General features: G+C 59.8%; 12 protein-coding genes and 1 tRNA gene. All 13 read right to left on the bottom strand.

What is annotated here, in order from left to right:
- Positions 1–5 precede the first annotated feature (5 nt).
- The gene (gene fusA / locus F1002_RS14185; RefSeq protein ID WP_150429708.1) at positions 6–2,099 is read right to left on the bottom strand and encodes an elongation factor G; all 2,094 of its coding nucleotides are present in this window, start codon (positions 2,097–2,099) and stop codon (positions 6–8) included.
- 18 nt (positions 2,100–2,117) lie between these two features.
- Positions 2,118–2,588 (bottom strand): 30S ribosomal protein S7, encoded by a 471-nt coding sequence (gene rpsG, locus F1002_RS14180; protein WP_150429707.1) that lies wholly within the window; start codon positions 2,586–2,588, stop codon positions 2,118–2,120.
- 110 nt (positions 2,589–2,698) lie between these two features.
- Complete coding sequence (rpsL, locus tag F1002_RS14175; RefSeq protein WP_011286083.1) at positions 2,699–3,076, bottom strand: 30S ribosomal protein S12; 378 nt, start codon at positions 3,074–3,076, stop codon at positions 2,699–2,701.
- Positions 3,077–3,233: 157 nt separating this feature from the next.
- Positions 3,234–7,445, bottom strand: a complete 4,212-nt coding sequence (gene rpoC / locus F1002_RS14170; RefSeq protein WP_150429706.1) for a DNA-directed RNA polymerase subunit beta' — start codon at positions 7,443–7,445, stop codon at positions 3,234–3,236.
- Positions 7,446–7,467: 22 nt separating this feature from the next.
- Positions 7,468–11,751: a DNA-directed RNA polymerase subunit beta gene (gene rpoB / locus F1002_RS14165; protein WP_150429705.1), complete on the bottom strand. Its 4,284-nt coding sequence runs from the start codon at positions 11,749–11,751 to the stop codon at positions 7,468–7,470.
- Positions 11,752–11,961: 210 nt separating this feature from the next.
- A complete protein-coding gene (gene rplL, locus F1002_RS14160) occupies positions 11,962–12,336 on the bottom strand; it encodes a 50S ribosomal protein L7/L12 (RefSeq protein ID WP_150429704.1) in 375 nt (124 codons plus the stop codon).
- 37 nt (positions 12,337–12,373) lie between these two features.
- The gene (gene rplJ, locus F1002_RS14155) at positions 12,374–12,871 is read right to left on the bottom strand and encodes a 50S ribosomal protein L10 (RefSeq protein ID WP_150429703.1); all 498 of its coding nucleotides are present in this window, start codon (positions 12,869–12,871) and stop codon (positions 12,374–12,376) included.
- 222 nt (positions 12,872–13,093) lie between these two features.
- Positions 13,094–13,789 (bottom strand): 50S ribosomal protein L1, encoded by a 696-nt coding sequence (gene rplA / locus F1002_RS14150; RefSeq protein WP_150429702.1) that lies wholly within the window; start codon positions 13,787–13,789, stop codon positions 13,094–13,096.
- Between the two features lie 2 nt (positions 13,790–13,791).
- On the bottom strand, positions 13,792–14,223 hold the full coding sequence (gene rplK, locus F1002_RS14145) for a 50S ribosomal protein L11 (RefSeq protein WP_150429701.1): 432 nt from the start codon (positions 14,221–14,223) through the stop codon (positions 13,792–13,794).
- A gap of 106 nt (positions 14,224–14,329) precedes the next feature.
- The gene (gene nusG, locus F1002_RS14140; RefSeq protein ID WP_150429700.1) at positions 14,330–14,863 is read right to left on the bottom strand and encodes a transcription termination/antitermination protein NusG; all 534 of its coding nucleotides are present in this window, start codon (positions 14,861–14,863) and stop codon (positions 14,330–14,332) included.
- Complete coding sequence (gene secE / locus F1002_RS14135) at positions 14,860–15,213, bottom strand: preprotein translocase subunit SecE (RefSeq protein ID WP_150429699.1); 354 nt, start codon at positions 15,211–15,213, stop codon at positions 14,860–14,862. The genes nusG and secE overlap by 4 nt, the downstream gene beginning before the upstream one ends.
- Before the next feature lie 24 nt (positions 15,214–15,237).
- Positions 15,238–15,313 (bottom strand) — tRNA-Trp (locus tag F1002_RS14130).
- Between the two features lie 63 nt (positions 15,314–15,376).
- Positions 15,377–16,567, bottom strand: a complete 1,191-nt coding sequence (gene tuf, locus F1002_RS14125) for an elongation factor Tu (protein WP_150429698.1) — start codon at positions 16,565–16,567, stop codon at positions 15,377–15,379.
- Positions 16,568–16,608: the final 41 nt, after the last annotated feature.

The raw sequence follows: 16,608 nt of genomic DNA, 5'->3' as shown, positions 1-16,608 counted from the left end.
AGGTGTTACTTTTTGTTGATGACAGCGTCAGCGACGTTCTTCGGCGCTTCCGTGTAGTGCTTGAATTCCATCGAGTAGGTAGCACGACCTTGCGACAGGGAGCGCAGCGAGGTGGCGTAGCCGAACATTTCGGACAGCGGCACTTCAGCCTTGACCACCTTGATGCCGCCAGCCTGGTCTTCCATACCCTGGACGATGCCACGGCGGGAGGACAGGTCGCCCATCACGTTACCCATGTAGTCTTCCGGGGTCTCGACTTCAACGGCCATCATCGGCTCGAGCAGCGTCGGGCTGGCCTTCTTCATGCCTTCCTTGAAGGCCATGGAAGCCGCCATGCGGAAGGCGTTTTCGTTGGAGTCAACGTCGTGATAGGAACCATCGAACAGCGTGAACTTGATGTCCACAACCGGGAAGCCGGCGAGCACGCCACTACCGATGGCATCCTGCAGACCCTTGTCGACCGCCGGGATGAATTCGCGCGGAACGACGCCGCCCTTGATGGCATCGACAAAGGTATAACCAGCACCCGGCTCGTTCGGCTCGATCTTGAGCCAGACGTGGCCGAATTGACCGCGACCACCGGACTGCTTGACGAACTTGCCTTCCTGTTCGACAGCCTTCTTGATGCATTCGCGATAGGCAACCTGCGGGGCACCGACAGCAGCTTCAACGTTGAATTCGCGACGCATACGGTCGACGATGATGTCGAGGTGCAGTTCGCCCATACCGGAGATGATGGTTTGACCCGACTCTTCGTCGGTACGCACCCGGAAGGACGGATCTTCTGCAGCCAGACGACCCAGCGCGATACCCATCTTTTCCTGGTCAGCCTTGGTTTTCGGCTCGACAGCAACGTGAATAACCGGGTCCGGGAAGACCATGCGCTCGAGGATGATCGGGGCATCCGGATCACACAGGGTTTCACCCGTGGTGACGTCCTTCATGCCAACGCAAGCGGCGATGTCGCCCGCCAGAACTTCCTTGATTTCTTCGCGGTTGTTGGCGTGCATCTGCAGAATACGGCCGACGCGCTCCTTCTTGCCCTTGACCGAGTTGTAAACGGTGGCGCCGGAAGCCAGCACACCCGAGTAAACGCGGATGAAGGTCAGCTGGCCGACGAACGGATCGGTCATCAGCTTGAAGGCCAGCGCCGAGAACTTCTCAGCATCGTCAGCCTTGCGGGAAGCCGGCTGTTCGCGCTCGTCGACGCCGGAAACCGGCGGGATATCGACCGGCGACGGCAGCAACTCGACCACGGCGTCCAGCATGCGCTGCACACCCTTGTTCTTGAACGCGGTACCGCACAGCATCGGCTGGATTTCGCACGCCAGGGTGCGCAGACGCAGACCTTCCTTGATCTTGGCTTCGGACAGTTCGCCATTCTCGAGGTATTCGTTCATCAGATCTTCGGAGGCTTCGGCAGCCGCCTCAATCATCTGTTCGCGCCAGGTTTGGGCCGTTTCCTGCAAATCTGCCGGCACGTCCTGGTATTCAAACTTCATACCCTGGGAGGCTTCGTCCCAAATAATGGCCTTCATCTTGAGCAGATCGACCACGCCAGCGAAGCTGTCTTCAGCACCGATGGGAATCACGATGGGCACCGGATTCGCCTTCAGGCGGGTCTTCATCTGCTCGACGACCTTGAAGAAGTTGGCGCCGGAGCGGTCCATCTTGTTCACGAAGGCCAGACGCGGCACCTTGTACTTGGTCGCCTGACGCCAGACGGTCTCAGACTGCGGCTGTACGCCACCGACCGCGCAGTAAACCATGCAGGCACCGTCGAGAACACGCATCGAGCGCTCGACTTCGATCGTGAAGTCAACGTGTCCCGGGGTGTCGATGATGTTGAAACGATGCTCCGGGAAGGAATTATCCATACCCTTCCAGAAACAGGTCGTCGCCGCGGAGGTGATGGTGATACCACGCTCCTGCTCCTGCTCCATCCAGTCCATGGTAGCGGCACCGTCGTGCACTTCACCGATCTTGTGATTGACACCGGTGTAGTACAGGATGCGCTCGGTCGTGGTGGTCTTGCCGGCGTCGATGTGAGCACTGATACCGATATTGCGGTAGCGCTCGATGGGAGTTTTACGTGCCACGTTAAAGCCCTTTTCGAATTAGAAGCGGAAGTGAGCGAAGGCCTTGTTGGCTTCGGCCATGCGATGAACTTCGTCACGCTTCTTGACGGCACCACCGCGATTCTCGGAGGCTTCCAGCATTTCGGCAGCCAGACGCTGACCCATGGACTTTTCCGAACGCTTGCGGGCGGACTCACGCAGCCAGCGCATGGCCAGCGCGGCGCGACGAGCCGGACGCACTTCAACCGGCACCTGGTAGTTGGCACCGCCGACGCGACGGGACTTCACTTCGACCATCGGCTTGACGTTGCCCATGGCAGAACCGAAGACTTCGAGCGGATCCTTGCCGGACTTGGTGGAGATGATGTCAAAGGCGCCATAAACGATGCGCTCGGCGACGGACTTCTTGCCGCTTTGCATGATGGCGTTGATGAACTTGGAGACTTCGACATTGCCGAACTTCGGATCCGGCAGAATGTCACGCTTGGGTACTTCGCGACGACGGGGCATATTAACCTCTGATAAACACGATTCAGTTGAAAAGCCGGGAAGGGGTTTTCACCCACCCGGCTCTCTCGGCCGCCCAAAAGAACGACCACTTACTCAAGCCACTTAATGAATCAAGCAGCCTTCGGACGCTTGGCCCCGTACTTGGAACGGGACTGCTTACGATCTTTGACGCCTTGCGTATCCAGGGAACCACGCACGGTGTGGTAACGCACACCCGGCAAGTCCTTGACACGACCACCGCGGATCAGAACCACGGAGTGTTCCTGCAGGTTGTGGCCCTCACCGCCGATGTACGAAATGACTTCGAAGCCATTCGTCAGACGAACCTTGCAAACCTTACGGAGAGCGGAGTTCGGCTTTTTCGGGGTAGTGGTGTAAACGCGGGTGCAAACGCCACGCTTCTGCGGGCACTTTTCCAGAGCAGGAACCTTGCTCTTGGCCTTTTCCGCGACGCGCGGCTTGCGCACGAGCTGGTTGATGGTCGGCATATCAAACTTCCTTCAACGGCCGGGCACCGAAACGGGGTGCACGACGGCAATTTTGTTATCCAAAGCGGAGACAATGATTAGCCTCCGCCGACAAAGACCATAAATTTTATGGCCGATCAACCCCCGTGTCAACGTGACCCGGGGGTTGCCCAACGATTTACAGGCCCTGATCTGCTTCCTGCGTTGCGTTTTCGACAGCAGCGTCTTCGATCGGACGATTCGCTGCCTGGTCTTCGCCAGCCGCCTGTGCCTTGCGGCTGCGGTGGTAAGCCAGACCGGTACCGGCCGGGATGAGACGGCCGACGATGACGTTTTCCTTGAGACCGCGCAGTTCGTCACGCTTGCCCATGATGGCGGCTTCGGTCAGAACACGGGTGGTTTCCTGGAAGGAAGCCGCCGAGATGAACGAATCGGTCGACAACGAAGCCTTGGTAATACCCAGCAGCATGTGATCGAACGTCGCCGGCAGCTTGCCTTCGGCAATCACGCGATCGTTTTCGGCCAGCAACTCGGCACGCTCGACCTGTTCGGACTTGATGAACTTGGTGTCGCCAGCTTCGACGATGGTGATCCGGCGCAGCATCTGACGGACGATCACTTCAATATGCTTGTCGTTGATCTTCACGCCCTGCAGACGGTAGACGTCCTGAACCTCGTCGGTGATGTAGCGGGCCAGCGACTCGACGCCCTGCAGGCGCAGGATATCGTGCGGATCCGGTTCGCCTTCGACGATCTTTTCGCCCTTGTTCACCACCTGGCCGTCGTGCACCAGAACATGCTTGTCCTTGGAGATCAGGAACTCGTGGACATTGCCGTCGAGATCGGTGATGACCAGACGCTGCTTGCCCTTGGTGTCCTTGCCGAAGCTGATGGTGCCGGTGACTTCGGCCAGCACGGAAGCATCCTTCGGCGTACGGGCTTCGAACAATTCGGCAACACGCGGCAGACCGCCGGTAATGTCGCGGGTCTTCGCAGATTCCTGCGGCATACGGGCCAATACGTCACCGACACCAACCTGCTGTCCATCGACCACGGAAATGATCGAGCCAACCTGGAAGGCGATCGAAACCGCATGGTCGCTACCGTGGATTTTCACTTCCTGACCGCTTTCGTCGAGCAGCTTGACGACCGGGCGAACACCCTTGGTCGCGGCCTTGCCACCGCGCTTGTGGTCAATAACGACCAGCGTGGACAGGCCGGTCACATCGTCGACCTGCTTGGCGACGGTGACGCCTTCCTCGACGTTCTCGAAACGCACGGTACCGGCGTATTCGGTAATGATCGGGCGGGTGTGCGGATCCCAAGTTGCCAGCTTGGCGCCGGCCTTGACGGCCTTTCCTTCGTCGGCAGACAGGATGGCGCCGTACGGCACCTTGTGGCGTTCGCGCTCGCGCCCGTGATCGTCGGTAATCAGCACCTCGCCGGAGCGGGAGATGACAACCTTCTCGCCCTTGGCGCTGGTGACATAGCGCATGTTCGAGGTGTAGCGGACCGTACCGGCCGACTTGCCTTCGACCTTGTCGGCGACGGCGGCACGCGAAGCGGCACCACCAACGTGGAAGGTACGCATGGTCAGCTGGGTACCCGGTTCGCCGATCGACTGGGCGGCGATGACGCCGACCGATTCGCCGGCATTGACCATGGTGCCGCGACCGAGGTCACGACCATAGCACTTGGCGCACAGGCCGTAGCGCGTGTCGCAGGTCAGCGGAGTGCGGACCTTGACTTCGTCGATGCCCAGCTTGTCGATCAGGTCGACCAGATCTTCATCCAGCATGGTACCGGCGAAGATGACGGTTTCCTGGGTTTCCGGATCGACCAGATCGTCGACGGTGACGCGACCGAGGATACGCTCGCGCAGCGGCTCGATGACTTCACCGCCTTCGACCAGCGCCTTGACGGCAAAGCCGTTCTTGGTGCCGCAGTCGTCTTCGGTGATGACCAGATCCTGGGTGACGTCGACCAGACGGCGAGTCAGGTAACCGGAGTTCGCAGTCTTCAGCGCGGTATCGGCCAGACCCTTACGGGCACCGTGAGTCGAGATGAAGTACTGGAGAACGTTCAGACCTTCGCGGAAGTTGGTCGTGATCGGCGTTTCGATAATCGAGCCGTCCGGCTTCGCCATCAGGCCGCGCATACCGGCCAGCTGACGAATCTGGGCGGCAGAGCCACGGGCGCCGGAATCGGCCATCATGTAGATGGAGTTGAAGGAGTCCTGCTTGACCTTCTTGCCATGGCGGTCGACGACTTCCTCGTGGCCGAGTTCGTCCATCATGACCTTGGCGACCTGATCACCGGTGCGGCCCCAGATATCGACGACCTTGTTGTAACGCTCGCCCTGGGTAACCAGACCGTTGGTGTACTGGGTCTCGATTTCCTTCACCTCGGCTTCGGCCTCGGCGATGATTTCATACTTCTTGGCCGGAACGCGCATGTCGTCCGAACAGAAAGAAATACCGGCACGGGTAGCCAGCGCGTAGCCGTTCTGCATCAGCTTGTCGGCGAAGACAACGGTTTCCTTGAGGCCGCAGCGACGGAACGATTCGTCGATCAGCTTGGAGATTTCCTTCTTCTTCAGCGCCTTGTCGATGACCTTGAAAGGCAGGCCCTTCGGCAGGATCTTGGCCAGAATGGAACGACCGACGGTGGTTTCGATACGAACGATCTTCTCGATCCATTCGCCTTCAACAGCACCGGCTTCGTACTGAGGCAGGCGAACCGAAATACGCGAGTGGATATCGACTTCCTTGGATGCCAAGGCACGTTCCACTTCGGCGACGTCGGCGAAATACATGCCTTCGCCCTTGCCGTTGATCTTTTCGCGGGTCGCGTAGTACAGACCCAAAACGATATCCTGCGACGGCACGATGATCGGTGCGCCGTTGGCGGGAGACAGCACGTTGTTGGAGGCCAGCATCAGGGTGCGGGCTTCCATCTGGGCTTCCAGCGACAGCGGGACGTGGACAGCCATCTGGTCACCGTCGAAGTCGGCGTTGAACGCGGCACAGACGAGCGGGTGCAGCTGGATGGCCTTGCCTTCGATCAGGGTCGGCTCGAAAGCCTGGATACCCAGACGGTGCAGGGTCGGCGCACGGTTCAACATGACCGGGTGTTCGCGGATGACGTCTTCGAGGATGTCCCACACCACCGGCTCCTGACCTTCGACCATCTTCTTGGCTTGCTTGATGGTGGTGGCGTAGCCGAGCACTTCCAGCTTGTGGAAGATGAAGGGTTTGAAGAGTTCCAGCGCCATCAGCTTGGGCAGGCCGCACTGGTGCAGCTTGAGCTGCGGGCCGACCACGATGACCGAACGGCCGGAGTAGTCGACGCGCTTACCCAGCAGGTTCTGACGGAAACGACCGCCCTTGCCCTTGATCATGTCGGCCAGCGACTTCAGCGGACGCTTGTTGGCGCCGGTCATCGCCTTGCCGCGGCGGCCGTTGTCGAGCAGCGAGTCGACGGCTTCCTGCAGCATGCGCTTTTCGTTGCGCACGATGATTTCCGGGGCCTTCAGCTCGAGCAGGCGCTTCAGACGATTGTTACGGTTGATGACGCGACGATAGAGATCGTTCAGATCGGAGGTCGCGAAACGGCCGCCGTCCAGCGGCACCAGCGGACGCAGGTCCGGCGGCAGCACGGGCAGCACCTCAAGGATCATCCAGTCCGGCTTGATGCCCGACTTCTGGAAACCTTCGAGAATCTTCAGACGCTTGGCCAGCTTCTTGTTCTTGGCTTCGGAACCGGTGACTTCCAGTTCGGCGCGCAAGGATTCAACCTCGCTGTTCAGCTCGAGGTTGCGCAGCAGTTCGCGGATACCCTCGGCGCCCATCAGGGCCTGGAAGTCGTCGCCATGTTCCTCGACCATTTCAAGGTACTGGTCTTCGGTCAGCAGCTGGCTACGCTGCAGATTTGAGACCATGCCCGGGTCGGTGACCACATAGGCTTCGAAGTACAGGACGCGCTCGATATCGCGCAGCGTCATGTCGAGCACCATGCCGAGACGGGACGGCAGGGACTTCAGGAACCAGATGTGGGCCGTCGGCGAGGCCAGTTCGATGTGACCCATGCGGTCACGACGAACCTTGGCCAGCGTCACTTCGACGCCGCACTTTTCACAGATGACGCCACGGTGCTTGAGGCGCTTGTACTTGCCGCACAGGCACTCGTAGTCCTTGATCGGGCCAAAAATCTTGGCGCAGAACAGGCCATCGCGCTCCGGCTTGAAGGTACGGTAGTTGATGGTTTCCGGCTTCTTGACTTCACCGTAGGACCAGGAACGGATCTTCTCGGGCGAGGCGAGGCCAATGGTAATCGCGTCGAATTCCTCCTCGGCGGTTACCTGCTTGAACAGATCGAGCAATGCTTTCATCGTTTAACTCCTAAGCCCTGAATCAGTAACGTTCCAGATCGATGTCGATCGCCAGCGAACGGATTTCCTTGACCAGCACGTTGAAGGATTCCGGCATGCCGGCATCGATCTTGTGCTCGCCCTTGACGATGTTTTCGTACACCTTGGTACGGCCGTTCACGTCGTCGGACTTGACGGTCAACATTTCCTGCAGCACGTAGGAAGCGCCGTAGGCTTCGAGCGCCCACACTTCCATTTCGCCGAAGCGCTGGCCGCCGAACTGCGCCTTGCCGCCCAGCGGCTGCTGGGTGACCAGCGAGTACGGGCCGGTCGAACGGGCGTGCATCTTGTCATCAACCAAGTGATGCAGCTTCAGGTAATGCATGTAGCCGACCGTGACCTGACGCTCGAATGCTTCGCCGGTGCGGCCGTCGAACAGGGTCATCTGACCGGAGGACGGCATGCCGGCGAGCGCCAGCATGGCCTTGATTTCCTCTTCCTTGGCACCGTCGAACACCGGGGTGGCGAACGGCACACCGGTGGTCAGGTTGCCGGCCATTTCCATGACTTCGGCATCGTTCAGCTGGTCGAGATCCTCGGACTTGCCGTTCGAGTTATAGACCTTGTCGAGGAAGCCACGGACTTCCTTGACGCTGGACTGGGCACGCAGCATGGCGCCGATCTTGTGACCGAGGCCCTTGGCGGCGAGGCCGAGGTGGACTTCGAGAATCTGACCGACGTTCATCCGGGACGGCACGCCGAGCGGGTTCAGCACGATATCGACCGGGCTGCCGTCTTCCATGTGCGGCATGTCCTCGACCGGCAGGATGCGCGAGACGACACCCTTGTTACCGTGACGACCGGCCATCTTGTCGCCCGGCTGCAGGCGACGCTTGACGGCCACGTAGACCTTGACCATCTTCTGCACGCCCGGCGGCAGTTCGTCGCCCTGGGTCAGCTTCTTGCGCTTGGCTTCGAAAGCGATGTCGAAGTCCTTGCGGGCCTGCTCCAGACCGTCCTTGACCTGCTCAAGCTGCTGGGCAGCTTCGTCGTCGGACAGACGGATGTCGAACCAGTGGTGCGGGTCCATGCCGTCCAGATAGGACTGCTCGATGACCGAGCCCTTGGCCAGCTTCTTCGGGCCGCCATTGGCCTTCTTGCCGAGGATCAGACGACCGACGCGCTCGAAAGCGTCGCGTTCGACGATACGCATCTGGTCGGCGAGGTCCAGCTTGTAATGACGCAGGTGCTCGTCGATGATCGACTGGGCACGCTTGTCGCGCTCGATGCCTTCGCGGGTGAACACCTGGACGTCGATGACGGTACCGGCGATGCCCGACGGCACACGCAGCGAGGTGTCCTTAACGTCGGAAGCCTTCTCGCCGAAGATGGCGCGCAGCAGCTTCTCTTCCGGCGTCAGCTGGGTTTCGCCCTTGGGCGTTACCTTGCCGACCAGCACGTCGCCGGCTTCGACTTCGGCACCGATGTACACGATGCCGGAATCGTCGAGGCGGGACAGCTGGGCTTCGCCGAGGGAGGCGATGTCGCGGGTGATTTCTTCAGGGCCGAGCTTGGTATCGCGGGCGACGACCGTCAGTTCCTCGATGTGGATCGAGGTGTAACGGTCTTCGGCAACGACGCGCTCGGAGATCAGGATCGAGTCTTCGAAGTTGTAGCCGTTCCACGGCATGAACGCGATCAGCATGTTCTGGCCGAGGGCGAGTTCGCCCTTGTCGGTGGAGGCACCGTCGGCCACCACGTCACCCTTGGCGATCACGTCACCAACCTTGACCATCGGACGCTGGTTGATGTTGGTGTTCTGGTTGGAACGGGTGTACTTGACCAGATTGTAGATGTCGACGCCAACTTCACCGGCTACGGTTTCATTGTCGTTCACGCGGACCACGACGCGGCCGGCATCAACGTAATCGACCTTGCCGCCGCGCAGGGCGACGACAGCAGTACCCGAGTCGACCGCGACGGTACGCTCGATGCCGGTACCGACCAGCGGCTTTTCCGGACGCAGACAGGGAACGGCCTGACGTTGCATGTTGGCGCCCATCAGCGCACGGTTCGCGTCGTCGTGCTCGAGGAACGGAATCAGCGAGGCGGCAACGGAAACGATCTGGCCCGGGGCCACGTCCATGTACTGGACGCGCGACGGTTCGGCGAGGATGGTTTCGCCCTTCTCGCGACAGGTGACGAGATCGTCGGCAAGGCAACCATTGGCGTCGAGCGCGGCGTTGGCCTGGGCGACGACATAGTTGCCTTCTTCGATGGCCGACAGGTACTCGATGTCGTTGGTGACCTTGCCGTCGGCAACCTTGCGGTAGGCGGTTTCAATGAAGCCGTAGCTGTTCACGCGGGCAAACAAGGCCAGCGAGTTGATCAGACCGATGTTCGGACCTTCCGGCGTTTCGATCGGGCAGACGCGGCCATAGTGGGTCGGGTGCACGTCGCGCACTTCGAAGCCGGCGCGTTCGCGGGTCAGACCGCCCGGGCCAAGAGCCGAAACACGGCGCTTGTGGGTGATTTCCGACAGCGGGTTGGTCTGGTCCATGAACTGCGACAGCTGGCTGGAGCCGAAGAATTCCTTGATCGCGGCACTGATCGGCTTGGCGTTGATCAGGTCGTGCGGCATCAGATTGTCGGATTCGGCTTGCGACAGGCGCTCCTTGACGGCGCGCTCGACGCGCACCAGACCGGCACGGAACTGGTTTTCGGCCAGTTCGCCGACCGAACGCACGCGACGGTTGCCGAGGTGGTCGATGTCGTCGATTTCGCCGCGGCCGTTGCGCAGCTCGACCAGGATACGGATCACGTCGACGATGTCGCGCGGCGACAGGGTCAGCTGTTCGCGAACTTCGATGTTGGCCCCCAGCGGCTTCAGCTTGGCGGCCAGCGCCTCGGCTTCGACTTGCGTCGAGTTCTCGATCATGGCACGAGCACCGAAGGGCAGCAGGCTGACCAGATCCTGAATGGCTGACAGGGCAAAGCCGGAGGCTTCAGCCAGGTTCTTCAGGGCAGCTTCGGCCTTGGAGGCGAGGCCCTTGACCATCACCTTGTATTCGATGACGTCCTGACGCGACAGGCGACGGTTGAACTTCATGCGACCGACGCCCGACAGATCGTAGCGCTCGTCGGAGTAGAACAGGCCGTTGAACAGGATTTCGACCGCCTCTTCCGTCGGCGGCTCGCCCGGACGCATCATGCGGTAGATGGCAATACGCGCCGCCTGGCGGGTGGCGGTTTCATCGGCACGCAGGGTGTTGGAGATGAAGGCGCCACGGTCAAGATCGTTGGTGTACAGGGTCTCGACGGTCAGAATATCGGCTTCGCGCAGCTTGGCGAGCAGGGTCTCGGTGATTTCGTCGTTGGCGTTGGCCACGACTTCGCCGGTCACGGTGTCGATGATGTTCTTGGCGACAACACGGCCAACCAGGAACTCGTCCGGCACGGCGATCTGCTTGATGCCGGCAGCGCCGATCTCGCGGATATGCTTGGCGGTGATGCGCTTGTCCTTGGCGACGATCAGCTTGCCGTCCGGACCAACGAAATCGAAACGGGCCACTTCGCCACGCAGGCGTTCCGGAACCAGGGTGAACTCGACCTTGTCCTTACCCAGCAGGAAGGTGTCGAATTCGAAGAACTGGGCCAGGATTTCCTCGGACGACATGCCGATGGCCTTGAGCAACGTGGTGACCGGCATCTTGCGACGACGGTCGACACGGAAGAACAGGGTGTCCTTCGGGTCGAACTCGAAGTCCAGCCAGGAACCGCGGTAGGGAATGACGCGTGCCGAGAAGAGCAGCTTGCCCGAGCTGTGGGTCTTGCCGCGGTCATGCTCGAAGAACACGCCCGGCGAGCGGTGCAACTGGGAAACGATAACCCGCTCGGTGCCGTTGATCACGAAGGAACCGTTGGTCGTCATCAGGGGGATTTCACCCATGTAGACTTCCTGCTCCTTGACTTCCTTCACGGTATCCGGGGCTTCGCGGTCCATGATGACCAGACGGACCTTGGCGCGCAGCGACGACGCGAAGGTCAGGCCACGCTGGTGGCACTCGGTCACATCGAAAGCCGGCTCGCCGAGCATGTAGCTGACGAATTCCAGGCGCGCGTTGCCGGAATGCGAAACGATCGGGAAAATCGAGGTAAACGCTGCCTGCAGGCCTTCGTTTTTCCGCTTCTCCGGCGCCACTTCGTCTTGCAGGAAGTCCTTGAAAGACTGCAGTTGGGTCGCCAACAAGTAAGGAACGTCCAAGACACTGGCGCGCTTGGCGAAGCTCTTGCGGATGCGTTTCTTCTCGGTGAAGGAGTAAGTCATGGTAACTCCGTGAGGATGAAATCAAACATGAAACCTGTGGAAACAGGCAAACGCAAACGGACTCCTCTCTCTTCACAGAAAGAGAAAAGTTCGGTTTGCGTTTGCCGGCTGGCGGTACTCAAGCTTATTTTCAGTAGGTCGGTCTAAGCTGTTTTACAAAACACAAAAGGGCTGGCGGCAAAAACCGCCAGCCCACAGGGCAAAAGTCGATTACTTGATTTCGACCTTGGCGCCAGCGTCTTCCAGTTGCTTCTTGAGAGCTTCGGCGTCAGCCTTGGCAATGCCTTCCTTGACCGGCTTCGGAGCACCGTCGACCAGATCCTTGGCTTCCTTCAGACCCAGGCCGGTAGCGGCACGGACGACCTTGATGACTTCAACCTTCTTGTCACCGGCACCAGTCAGGACGACGGTGAATTCGGTCTGCTCTTCAGCAGCAGCGGCAGCGCCACCACCAGCCGGGCCGGCAACGGCGACGGCAGCGGCGGAAACGCCGAACTTCTCTTCGAATGCCTTGACCAGGTCATTCAGTTCCATAACGGTCAGGGAGCCAACGGCTTCCAGGATGTCTTCTTTGCTAATTGCCATTTCAAATAACTCCTAAATCAGTTCGTAAGCGGTACGGTTAAGCGGCAGCTTCTTCGCGCTGGGTAGCCAGTGCAGCCAGGCCGCGGACGAAGCCGGCAACCGGAGCCTGCATGACGTACAGCAGCTTGGAGAGCAGCTCTTCGCGGCTCGGGACGGAAGCGAGCGCTTGCACGCCAGCCTTGTCGAGCACCTTGCCGGCGTAGGAACCGGCCTTCAGGACGAGCTTGTCGTTGGTTTTTGCGAAATCAGCGAGGACCTTCGCAGCGGCCACCGGGTCGGCGGAAACGCTGTAAATCAGCGGTCCGACCATTTGGTCAGCCAGGCCGGCGAACTCGGTGCCCGCGACCGCGCGACGCACCAGGGTGTTCTTCAACACACGCAGGTAAACGCCAGACTCGCGGGCCTTCTTGCGCAGCACGGTGAGGTCGGTAACCTCGATGCCACGATATTCGGCGACCACGATGGTCTGAGCGTTGGCCACTTGTGCCGACACCTCAGCTACAACCGCTTTTTTGTCGTTCAGATTGAGACCCACAGGTCTTTCCTCCTTTCAAGTCATAACACGATGGAAAATTCCATCGCCCTTACGGCGACCTGAACCAGAAGCTATGCTGCCCGTTGCCGGTCAGCAGAAAATCTTGTTCGGGGACACCGTCTGCGCAGGGTGCTTTCGCGATTAAGCCCCGTTACCGAGGCGCCTGCGGTCTTTGACGATCCATGGCGAACACTGGAGTATCCGCCATGACCCAAAGTACTTTTAGCCAGCCAGCGAAGCCTGATCGACGCGAACGCCGGGGCCCATCGTGGCGGAGACGGCGATCTTCTTCAGGTACTGACCCTTGGAAGAAGCCGGCTTGGCCTTTTGCAATGCTTCGATCAACGCCTTCAGGTTGGTCTCCAGATTCTCGACAGAGAAGGAAGCGCGGCCGATGGTGGCGTGAACGATGCCGGCCTTGTCGGTACGGTACTGAACCTGACCGGCCTTGGCGTTCTTGACGGCGGTAGCGACATCCATGGTCACGGTACCAACCTTCGGGTTCGGCATCAGGCCGCGCGGACCGAGGATCTGGCCCAGCTGGCCAACGACCTTCATAGCGTCCGGCGTCGCGATGACGACGTCAAAGTTCAGGTTGCCGGCCTTGACTTCAGCAGCCAGGTCGTCAAAACCGACGACTTCGGCGCCTGCGGCCTTGGCGGCTTCAGCCTTGTCGCCCTGGGCGAACACGGCAACGCGAACGGATTTGCCGGTACCAGCCGGCAGAACGACGGAGCCGCGAACGACCTGGTCGGATTTACGTGCATCAACACCGAGGTTGACGGCGACGTCGATCGACTCGTCAAACTTGGCGGTGGCGGTTTCCTTGGCCAGGGTCAGGGCTTCCTGCAGCGGGTACAGCTTCTGGGCGACAACCTTCTCGGCCAGAGCCTTTTGTTTCTTCGTGAGCTTGGCCATGATTACAGACCCTCCACCGTGATACCCATCGAGCGGGCGGAGCCGGCGATGGTGCGAATAGCTGCCTCCATATCGGCAGCGGTCAGGTCAGGCATCTTGGTCTTGGCGATCTCTTCGCACTGGGCGCGGGTGATCTTGCCAACCTTATCGGTATGCGGCTTGGCCGAACCGGACTTGATACCAGCAGCCTTCTTGATCAGGATGGTTGCCGGCGGGGTCTTCATCACGAAGGTGAAAGACTTGTCCGCGTAGGCGGTAATGACAACCGGAATCGGCAGGCCCGGCTCGACGCCTTGGGTCTGGGCGTTGAACGCCTTGCAGAATTCCATGATGTTCAGACCGCGCTGACCCAGCGCGGGACCGATCGGGGGCGACGGATTCGCCTTGCCGGCCGGCACTTGCAGCTTGATATAGCCTACAATTTTCTTGGCCATGATTGCTCCTAAGTTATGAGTGGTAGCGCGCTTTGATCGCAGAACTGCCGACTACTGACGCTCCTCTTGCCGGAATTGGGGCTTCCGGCAGACCCTAAAACCAAAATCAGGCTTTTTCGACCTGACCGAATTCCAGTTCGACCGGCGTGGCGCGACCGAAAATGGTCACCGACACACGCAGGCGATTCTTTTCGTAGTTGACGTCCTCGACCGAGCCATGGAAGTCGGTGAACGGACCTTCCTTGACGCGAACGACTTCGCCCACTTCGAACAGCACCTTGGGCCGGGGCTTTTCGACCCCTTCCTGCATCTGCTGCATGATCTTGTCGACTTCCTTCTGGGAAATCGGGGTTGGCTTGGTGGCGGTACCGCCAACGAAGCCCGTAACCTTCGGAGTGTTCTTCACCAGATGCCAGGAATCGTCATCCATTTCCATTTCGCACAGCACATAGCCCGGAAAGAACTTGCGCTCCGAAATGGCCTTCTGGCCACCCTTCATTTCAACCACTTCTTCAACCGGAACGAGAATCCGGCCGAATTTTTCCTGCATGCCCAAACGGGTAATGCGCTCCTGAATGGCGCGCATTACACTCTTTTCGAAGCCGGAGTAGGCGTGTACGACGTACCAGCGTTTGCTCATGATTTCTTCCAGCCCAGCACCCAGTCGTAAAGGACCACTTCAAGGCTCTTGTCAGTCAGATACAGGAAGATCGCCATGACCACAACAAAAGCGAATACCGCTCCGGTGGTTTGCATGGTTTCCTTGCGGGTCGGCCAGACGACCTTTTTGGCCTCGACCACCGCCTCGTTACCAAAAACGAAGAAGCGTTGCCCCGGCTCGGTCTTCCAAGCCACGACAATTGCCAGCGCCAACCCAACGAGGACCGCCAGGACGCGCAAAATCATTGCCTGCTCGGAGAGCAGGTAGAAGCCAGCCACGCCAGCAGCCAGAATAACCAGCGCCAGCGCAAACTTGATCTTGTCAGCCATGACGTTCGCGATCTTTAAAGAGAGTGGCAGGGGCGGAGGGAATCGAACCCCCGACCTTCGGTTTTGGAAACCGGCGCTCTACCAATTGAGCTACACCCCTGCTGCAGAGACACTAAAGCGCCCCGGTCACCCGGAGCGCTTTTGCAACTTTTACTACGATCGATTACTCGATGATCTTGGCGACAACGCCGGCGCCGACGGTACGACCGCCTTCGCGGATAGCGAAGCGCAGACCTTCTTCCATGGCGATCGGGGCGATCAGCTTGACCGTCATCTGGATGTTGTCACCCGGCATGACCATTTCAACGCCTTCCGGCAGCGAGATGGCGCCGGTCACGTCGGTCGTACGGAAGTAGAACTGCGGACGGTAGTTGTTGAAGAACGGGGTGTGACGACCACCTTCGTCCTTGGACAGAACATACACTTCGCCCGTGAAGTGGGTGTGCGGGGTGATGGAGCCCGGCTTGCACAGGACTTGACCACGCTCGACGTCTTCACGCTTGGTGCCACGCAGCAGGGCGCCGATGTTGTCGCCGGCTTGACCTTGGTCGAGCAGCTTGCGGAACATTTCGACACCGGTACAGGTGGTCTTCTGGGTCGGACGGATACCGACGATTTCGATTTCTTCGCCGACCTTGACGATGCCGCGCTCAACACGACCGGTGACAACGGTACCGCGACCGGAGATGGAGAAGACGTCTTCGACCGGCATCAGGAACGGCATGTCGACAGCGCGCTCCGGGGTCGGGATGTAGGAGTCCAGGGCGTCAGCCAGGCGGAAGATGGCGGGTTCGCCGATTTCGGACTGGTCGCCTTCCAGGGCCTTGAGTGCGGAGCCGTGGATGATCGGGGTGTCGTCGCCCGGGAAGTCGTACTTGGAGAGCAGCTCGCGCAGTTCCATTTCGACCAGTTCGAGCAGCTCGGCGTCGTCAACCATGTCGCACTTGTTCATGAAAACGAGAACGTACGGCACGCCAACCTGGCGGGCGAGCAGGATGTGTTCGCGGGTTTGCGGCATCGGGCCGTCAGCGGCGGAACAGACCAGAATCGCACCGTCCATCTGGGCGGCACCGGTAATCATGTTCTTGACGTAGTCGGCGTGGCCCGGGCAGTCAACGTGGGCGTAGTGACGGTTGGCGGTTTCGTATTCGACGTGGGCGGTATTGATCGTGATACCGCGAGCCTTTTCTTCCGGCGCAGCGTCGATTTCATCGTACTTCTTGGCAGCACCGCCGAACTTGGCCGACAGCACCGTCGTGATCGCAGCGGTCAGCGTGGTCTTGCCGTGGTCAACGTGACCAATCGTGCCAACGTTTACGTGCGGTTTCGTACGCTCGAATTTTTCCTTAGCCATTCCAGTTCCTCAATAATCAGATAAATAAAAATCCAGAATCC

It is taken from the genome of Dechloromonas sp. CZR5 (assembly GCF_008711155.1).
Lineage (GTDB): Bacteria > Pseudomonadota > Gammaproteobacteria > Burkholderiales > Rhodocyclaceae > Azonexus.
The sequence above is the reverse complement of the archived record's forward strand: the minus strand, read 5'-3'. Positions and strand labels throughout refer to the sequence as shown.